Origin of the sequence: Streptosporangium sp. LJ11 (assembly GCF_051918945.1) — a bacterium.
Taxonomy (GTDB): domain Bacteria; phylum Actinomycetota; class Actinomycetes; order Streptosporangiales; family Streptosporangiaceae; genus Streptosporangium.
This window is the reverse complement of sequence record NZ_JBPXMB010000066.1, coordinates 1-7,783: the sequence shown is the minus strand read 5'-3', so window position 1 is coordinate 7,783 and position 7,783 is coordinate 1. Positions and strand designations below refer to the sequence as shown.

The 7,783-nt window shown below is 67.0% G+C and carries 8 protein-coding genes; 5 read left to right on the top strand and 3 right to left on the bottom strand.

Annotated features, from left to right (window positions below):
- Positions 1-151 precede the first annotated feature (151 nt).
- The gene (locus ACTOQ3_RS43200; RefSeq protein ID WP_440089861.1) at positions 152-445 is read right to left on the bottom strand and encodes a transposase; all 294 of its coding nucleotides are present in this window, start codon (positions 443-445) and stop codon (positions 152-154) included.
- Between the two features lie 342 nt (positions 446-787).
- Between ACTOQ3_RS43200 and ACTOQ3_RS43195 the strand changes: the two genes are divergently transcribed.
- The 4 genes from ACTOQ3_RS43195 to ACTOQ3_RS43180 all read left to right on the top strand — a co-directional run bounded on the left by ACTOQ3_RS43195 (position 788) and on the right by ACTOQ3_RS43180 (position 4,959).
- Positions 788-1,870: an IS110 family transposase gene (locus ACTOQ3_RS43195; protein ID WP_440089860.1), complete on the top strand. Its 1,083-nt coding sequence runs from the start codon at positions 788-790 to the stop codon at positions 1,868-1,870.
- A gap of 211 nt (positions 1,871-2,081) precedes the next feature.
- Positions 2,082-2,789 carry a DUF998 domain-containing protein gene (locus tag ACTOQ3_RS43190; protein ID WP_440089859.1) on the top strand — a complete coding sequence of 236 codons (708 nt, stop codon included), beginning with the start codon at positions 2,082-2,084 and terminating at the stop codon, positions 2,787-2,789.
- Positions 2,790-3,211: 422 nt separating this feature from the next.
- On the top strand, positions 3,212-4,045 hold the full coding sequence (locus ACTOQ3_RS43185; protein ID WP_440089858.1) for an IS5 family transposase: 834 nt from the start codon (positions 3,212-3,214) through the stop codon (positions 4,043-4,045).
- A gap of 62 nt (positions 4,046-4,107) precedes the next feature.
- Positions 4,108-4,959: an RCC1 domain-containing protein gene (locus ACTOQ3_RS43180; RefSeq protein ID WP_440089857.1), complete on the top strand. Its 852-nt coding sequence runs from the start codon at positions 4,108-4,110 to the stop codon at positions 4,957-4,959.
- Positions 4,960-5,132: 173 nt separating this feature from the next.
- On the opposite strand, the gene ACTOQ3_RS43175 is transcribed toward ACTOQ3_RS43180, so the two are convergent.
- Entirely contained in the window at positions 5,133-5,543 is a 411-nt protein-coding gene (locus tag ACTOQ3_RS43175; protein ID WP_440089855.1) for a hypothetical protein, read from the bottom strand.
- 260 nt (positions 5,544-5,803) lie between these two features.
- A complete protein-coding gene (locus ACTOQ3_RS43170) occupies positions 5,804-6,502 on the bottom strand; it encodes an SDR family oxidoreductase (protein WP_440089854.1) in 699 nt (232 codons plus the stop codon).
- 247 nt (positions 6,503-6,749) lie between these two features.
- Between ACTOQ3_RS43170 and ACTOQ3_RS43165 the strand changes: the two genes are divergently transcribed.
- Complete coding sequence (locus tag ACTOQ3_RS43165) at positions 6,750-7,649, top strand: helix-turn-helix transcriptional regulator (RefSeq protein ID WP_440089852.1); 900 nt, start codon at positions 6,750-6,752, stop codon at positions 7,647-7,649.
- The last annotated feature ends 134 nt before the right edge of the window (positions 7,650-7,783 follow it).

The following is a 7,783-nucleotide window of genomic DNA, read 5'->3' as shown; positions in this document are numbered from 1 at the left end:
CGACGAACCAGATCGACCTGACATGAGCTCCATCCTTTCCAACCGATGAAGCCTCCATCAATCCCGGCGCGGTTCACCCCCAGCCAGGCGCACATCCGGGCGATGGAGTGGCATGCCTTCTCCGCGTCGATCAGCTCGTACTTGGCGAGCGTCATCGACTCTCGGCCGCGAAGAAGGCGGCTGCTTTTTTCAAGAACGTCAGCTTCTCACGCAGCTCCGCGTTCTCCCGCTCCAGCTCCCGGATCCGCGCCCGCTCCGGCCCGGAAACCAGCCGCTGCTCAGCTTGGGTGCTCACGATCCGATGCCGGTTCACCCAACTGCCCAGCGTGCTGGCGTTGATGTCGAACTCCCGCGCCACCGACGCGACCGTCCGCTCGCCCTCCAGCACCATGCGGACGGCTTCTTCCTTGAACTCCGGCGAGAACTGCCTACGACGCCTCGTCACGTACTTACCTCTTCCAGACTTCTGTCAGCTTATGCAGCCGACTGTCCGGAATCTGCAGGGCACCTCACACTTCAGTGCCCGCGGCTCGGCTTGGCAACGTTTCACCCGCCCCTCTGAGCCCCCCAGTGCCGGATCTGGCCGCGTTCCCGATGAGATCGCCGTGAACGCCGCGAACGTCTTGTCCCGTCTGTCGACGGCCGAGGAGTCGGTGACGCAGGCGCTGGAGATTCTGCGCTGGTGGCGCCGCGCACGCGAGCAGTCCTCCCCAGCGAGCGTGATCTTGAATGTGCGGGTGCTGGAACTCCTTGCCTCCCGCATGCACACCACCCCTGGGAGCACTACTTGCGCGACTACATGCGCACGCAGTGGGTCACCACCACGATGCGCGACGAGGTGACCAACACCGTGCTGGAAGCCGAGGGCTTCACCTGCTGGCTGCTGAACGCCAAGCACGTCAAGAACGTCCCTGGCCGCCCGAAGACCGACAAGCTGGACGCGGTCTGGTTGGCCAAGGTCGTCGAGCGCGGCATGTGCCGGCCCAGCCTGGTGCACCCCAAGCCGATCCGCCAACTGCGCGATCTGACCCGCTATCGGCGGACGTTGGTGCGTGAGCGCACCCGCGAGAAGCAGCGCGTGGAAAAGCTCCTGGAGGACGCGCAGATCAAACTGTCCAGCGTGATCAGTGACGTCTTCGGCGTATCCGGCCGCCAAATGCTCGCAGCGTTGATCAACGGAGAACGTAATCCTCGGGTGCTGGCGCAGATGGCGCGCGGTGCCATGCGTGCCAAGATCAGTGTCCTGGAGGAGGCCCTGAGGGGGCACTTCACCGATGAGCACGCCTTCTTGTGTCAGATGATGGTCGAGCGCGTCGACGACCTCACCGCGAAGGTCGAGCAGGTCTCCGCCCGAATCGAAAACCAGATTGCCCCGTATGCCGCCGCAGCGGCTCAGCTGGATGAGATCACCGGGGTGGGCACCATCGCAGCGCAAGAGATCATCGCCGAGATCGGGGTGGACATGAGCCGCTTCCCCACCGCGGCCCACCTGGTGTCCTGGGCCAAGTTCGCGCCCATCGACAAGAACTCCGCCCGGCGCAAGAAGGGCGGCTCCACCGGCAAGGGCAATCCGTGGATCGCCGCCACCGTCGGGGAGATCGTGGCCACCACCTCCCGCTCCAACACCTTCCTCGGCGAGCGCTACCGCCGCCTCGCCCGCCGCAGGGGCCGAAAACGCGCCATCGTCGCCATCGGCAACTCCGTACTGACCGCCATCTGGCACCTGCTGTCGGATCCCGAGGCCCGCTTCATCGACCTGGGGCCCGACTTCTACCAATCCCGCCTGGCCACCCAGCGCCGTGAACGTGACCTGGTCCGCCAGCTCGAACACCTCACCGGCCAGAAGGTCACCCTGCAACCAGCCGCCTGACCCCGCCGCACCACCTGCATAACCAGTTCCGAAATCACCGGTCGAGGTTCGCTGCCGCCTGCCCACTAACGGACCGATTTTCGAGCCAGGCGCGTAAGGCACGTTGGCTGGCTCTGAACGGGCGGAGATCGGTGGCACCGGATGTCGAGAATCGCGACGCAGCTTCTACCACCTCCTGAGGAGACCGTCCGGCTCCAGGAAGAAGTGCATCGTGACTCTCACACCTCCCTCGCCCCACCAGGACGACCGGCTCACGGCCGCGCCGACGGGGCGAGCGTTCCCGGCCCGCGCCGCCGGCATCTCGTTGGTCGCGGGCGTCGCGTTCTTGCTCTTGCTGGTCCTGCTCCACCTGATCCGGCCCGACGTCTCGACGAGTTGGCAGACCACGAGCGAATATGCGCTCGGCGAGTTCGGCTGGCTCATGGTGGTGGCGTTCCTGCTGTCCGCGGTCGGCTACGGAACCCTGGCGATCGCGCTCCTCGTCCGGCCCCAGCGGCTCCCTACCCGGATCGGTGCGGTCATCCTGGCGGTCGCGGCCGTCGGCACGGTCATCGGCGGCGTCTTTGTCACCGACCCCATCGACACTCCGCAGGATCAGCTGTCCGCCAGCGGCACTCTGCACGGGCTTGGCGCCGGACTCGCGCTCATGTTCCTTCCGGTCGCGGTACTGCTGATCACCGCCGGGCTCACCCGCGACAGCGCATTCTCTACCGTCAAGCGCGGGCTGTGGTGGACCGCGGTGCTGCCGCCCGCGGCGCTGGTCATGTTCATGGTCGCCCAGACTGTCCTGCTCGGGGCCGACGGCCGCTTCGGCCCCGACGTCCCGATCGGATGGCCGGAGCGGCTGCTCGTTCTCGCGTACGCCGCGTGGCAGATCATCGTGGCGCGGATCGTCTCGCGCCGAACCGTACGGTCCTGACCGCCGGGCTGCCCGACGAGGTCCGCTCCCCCGCGAAACCGATCGTTCACCGACTGCGGCGCAAGATGCCCGCTCCCGCCGTCGTCTCGACGGCTCCGCGGCCGGTGACCCGCGACGAGTGCAACGGTGCGACGAGTGCGGGCGCCCGGTGACGTTCCCCGGTGTGTGTTCTTGGTGCGACGACACCGCACAGAGCACTGGCGTTATCTGGGGTTGGCAAACAAACCTGCTGGTCAGTCGTGTGAAGGCCTGTAAGGCAAGCGGGCTTTCGACGAACGTGCCTGACAAGTTATCTAGGGTTGTCAGGCACGTTGGTCACTACCTGCAGATCTCAGGATCTCGCTTAGGACTGGAATCAGAATGAGGTCTCTGAGGCTCGGGAATGACGGCGTGTCAGTTCGCGTTGGCGCGGCCTGGAGGGAGTGGTTGCGACCGAGACTCGTGGTGGGCGCAAGCCGTGGGAGGTTGACGATGGGCTGTGGGAGCGTATCGAGCCGCTGTTGCCGGTGATTGAGCGGCGCTTCCGGTACCCGGGGCGTCGTCGGCTCGATGACCGGCGGGTTCTGTGCGGCATCCTGTTCGTGCTCTACACCGGCATCCCCTGGCGCTACCTCCCGCAGGAACTCGGCTTCGGCTCCGGGATGACCTGCTGGAGGCGACTGCGGGAGTGGAACGAGGCCGGGGTCTGGCAGCGCCTGCACGAGATGCTGCTGGCCGAACTGCGGGCGGCCGGCATACTGGATCTGTCCCGGGCGTCGGTCGACTCGAGCCATCTGCGGGCGATGAAAGGTGGTGCGGCCACCGGCCCGTCCCCGGTGGACCGGGGCAAGACCGGCAGCAAGCACCACGTGATCGTCGAGGCCCACGGCATCCCGCTGGCCGCCACGCTGACCGGCGGCAACCGCAACGACGTGACCCAGCTGATCCCACTGATCCGAGCCGTCCCGCCGATCCGAGGCAAACGCGGCCAACCGCTGCGCCGCCCGAAGCACCTCTACGCCGACCGCGGCTACGACCACAAAAGCTACCGCCACCAGGTCCGACGGTTCGAAATCACCCCGCACATCGCCCGACGCGGCACCGAACACGGCTCCGGACTCGGCGTACACCGCTGGGTCGTGGAAGGCGCCATCGCACTACTGCACTGGTTCCGCCGCCTACGCATCCGCTGGGAGATCCGCGACGACATCCACCAGCCCTTCATCACACTCGGTTGTGCCGTCATCTGCTGGCGACGACTGAGGACCCCGCTCTAATTTCAGTGCAAAGTAAGGTGGAATCCCACGTCTCGCACTCGCGCCAAGCACAAGGAGGCGGAATGCTCGCTAACCCGTCGGCGCTGGCGGCCGGAAGGTGTCATTCGGTCGGACGGCGCTGGGATGGAACCGTTCTCGCCGTGGGTAATACCGCAGCCGCTGAATGTCGTGTCGAGCGATGGGAAGACGTCGTCGCGGTGGCAGCTGGCAACGTCCATACCGCGACGAACACGGGCAGGTCTCATACGGTGGGACTCCGGTCGGACGGTACGGTGCTGGCGACGGGGTGGAATGGCGATGGGCAATGTGATGTCGCCGGATGGCGAGGCATCACGGCCGTGGCCGCAGGCTGGCGCCGCACGCTCGGGCTACTCGCGAATGGCCGCGTGCTGGCAGTTGGCCGGAGTTCAGAAGGACAGTGCGACGTGCAGTCCTGGCGCGAGATGGTCGTTCTCTCGTGTGGTGACTGGCACTCGGTCGGCGTCCGATCGGACGGTTCTGCACTGGCCACGGGGAACAACCGACGACGGCAGTGTGTCGTTGAAGGGTGGCGTGACCTAGCCGCCATTTCGGCCGGGTATCTCCATACCGTCGGACTCAGAGCCGACGGGCGGGCAGTAGCGACCGGAGACCGGGCAACCGGGGCGTGCGAGGTCGATGAGTGGGAAGACGTGGTGGCGCTCGGCGCGGGCAGCTACCACACCGTCGGGGTCACTGCGTCCGGACGGGTCCTCGCAGCAGGAGACAACAGCTACGGACAGTGCGAAGTCGGCGGTTGGCGCGACATTGTCGCCGTGGCGACCGGTTCAACGCACACCCTTGGCCTGCGTGCCAACGGCACAGTCGTGACCACAGGGAACAATGCCGACAGACAGTGCGAAGTCGATGCCTGGTCCGGAGTCCAGCTTCCATAGGCCTCCGGGCCGCGCCAACGCGAACTGACACGCCGTCATTCCCGAGCCACAGAGACCTCATTCTGATTCCGGTCCTTAGTGCCCGGCCACAAAGGCCAGCATTTCGCGCACAAAGCAAGCAGTCCTCGTCATCTTGGTTGACGAGGACTGCTCGCAGATCTAACTAGAGATTTTTATACCGCAATCCGAGTGATCATATGGATGGGGGTATAAGACAGGGGCCAAACGTGGACCGGCGGCGTGGCTCCCTCGATCTTGGGAGGGATGAGCTGGCCCTCCACTGGGCCACCGGCATTTCTGATGTAGTACACCGTGACCCATCGATCTCTTGAGGACACAAGCCCTATGTTGTAGATGGCCACGTTAAGTACGCCGGTACCTCTAAAGCAGAGATTATTATTACTGGGATCGATTGTCCGAATCCAGACGTGGATTTGACCGTCGCAAGGCACTCTCGCGATGGCGGCGGCGTGCGCGGGCGCAGCGGTGATTAAGGTCAGCATGGCCGCCGACAGCGCTACTGCTGCGCCTGCGGTGAGGGTCTTGCGGACGACCTGCAACGTCCGCTTGAGTGTCTGGTTCATACCTGTTCCCTTGTTCGGTGGTTGAGTAGTGCGGTAGGGCATTATCAATAGGGGCGCTGGCACGATCGCCGATCTCGCGCTCGGTGACACCTCACGGGCACGGGCCGCTCACGCTTTTGCCGTATGGGCGGGCATGGAGCCGGACTGTCCGCGGACTTGACCAGGAGATCTCTGGCCATCTGCCGGGGTGGCTGTCTCGCTTTCGATGGAAACACCACGGCTCACGACCGGCTGCGATGCCACAGGGTGTCAGATCTGGCTCAGACGGGCTGGCCGACCGGCCGGATGGTCAGGGTGTTGAGGTCGACGTCGGCCGGCTGGCCGAGGGCGAAGCAGATGGCCTCGGCGACGGGCTCGGGGGCCAGGGCGAAGGGCGGGACGCCGCCTTGCCAGAAGGCGGTGTCGGTCATGCCGGGGTTGACGAGGGTGACGCCGATGCCGCGGCTGGTGGCGTACATCCGCAGGTTCTCGGCCATGCCGGTGACGGCCCACTTGGTGGCGGAGTAGAGGTTGGCGGGGCTGTTCTTCAGGCCGGCGACGCTGCCGATGAGCACCAGCCGCCCGCCCGTGGTCTCGAGGTGGGGCAGGGCGGCGTTGGCCAGCAGGGCGGGGCCGAGGACGTTGGTGAGGACCATGGGCGCCCACAGTTCCGGGTCGCCGTCGGCGATGGTGCGCGGGTGGTCGCCGGGGATGAAGCCGGCGTTGGCCACCGCGGCGTGCAGGGCGCCGAAGTGTGCCACGGTGCGGGTCACGGCGGCTTGGGTGGCCGGCCAGTCGGCGGCGTCGGCGATGATGCCGAGCAGCCGGTCGGGGTGGCCGGTCTCGTCGAGGAAGGACTTGAGTTTGGTCTCGTCGCGGCCGGTGACGGCCACGCGGTGGCCGCGGTCGAGGAGCAATCGTGCGGTGTGGGCGCCGATGCCACTGGTCGCGCCGGTGATCAGTACGGTCTTGCCGGTCATGGTCATACTCCCGGGTGCTGGAGGTCCTGGTGGTGCATCACAGGAGGGCTTCGACGGTGATGGGCGGGCCGATCACCGCTACAAGAGCTGGTCGGACAGGATCCATCTCCGTGTCGCAGGTCGCGTTCGATGTGCTGATCCCAGGAAACCCGCCTGGCCGGGCGCGAGGCAGAGCGCGTTTATAGGGGGATAAGCTCAACCCCCTTACCGTCGGCGCCTGCGCGAACCCTGCGGTTACCGTGGGGGCATGGACGACCGGCTCGACAACCGCGAGCAGATCCGAGACTTCCTTGCCACCCGGCGCGCGAAGCTCGCCCCGGAGCAGGTCGGGCTGCCCGCCGGCGGTCGGCGCCGGGTCCCCGGGCTGCGCCGCGAGGAGGTCGCGGTGCTGGCCGGTGTGAGCACCGAGTGGTACACCCGGCTGGAGAAGGGCCACATCAGCGGCGTATCGCAAGAGGTACTCGACGCGGTCGCCCAGGCCCTGCGCCTGGACCAGGACGAACGCACCTACCTGTTCGACCTGGCCCACGCCGCCCGGCCCGCCCGCCGCGCACCTTCGCGCCGCAAGGACGTACAGGTCCCGCCGCGCGTCCAGTGGCTGCTGGACTCCATGACGATGTCCGCGGCGTTCGTACGCAACGGCCGCCAGGACATCGTCGCCCACAACGCGCTGGCCCGGGCCCTGCTCGCGCCGGTCTTCGACAGCCCTGCCACCACACGGCACGGCCGCGCCAACCTCGCCCGCTACATCTTCCTCGACCCGGGCTCCCAGCGGTTCTTCGTCGACTGGGACGCGGCCACCGCCGTCAGCGCCGCGCTGCTGCGCGCCGAGGCCGGACGCGAGCCCCACGACCGGGCGCTACGCGACCTCGTCGGCGAGCTGTCCACGCTCAGCACCGCGTTCCGCAGCCAGTGGGCCGCCCACGACGTGCGCATCCGCCACGCCGGCAGCAAGCGGCTGTGGCACCCGCAGGTCGGCGACCTGGAGCTGACCTACCAGTCCCTTGACCTGCCCATCTCCAGCCGGACGGTGTACGACCTCACCATCTACACCGCCGAACCGGGCAGCACCTCCGAAGAGCGGCTCAAGCTCCTGACCAGCCTGGCAGCCACCCCGCCGGCACACCCCACCAGCCAGCCGCGTTGAAGCGCGCCGGCCTGCTCACGGCCTGCAGCTCGGGCACCTACAGCTACGGCGAGCGATCGACCTCGGCGTCCGAGCCGTCCTGGAGCGCGGTGGCGTGCCGGTCGAGGAGGCGGGCGTAGTGGCGGGCGTGCCGT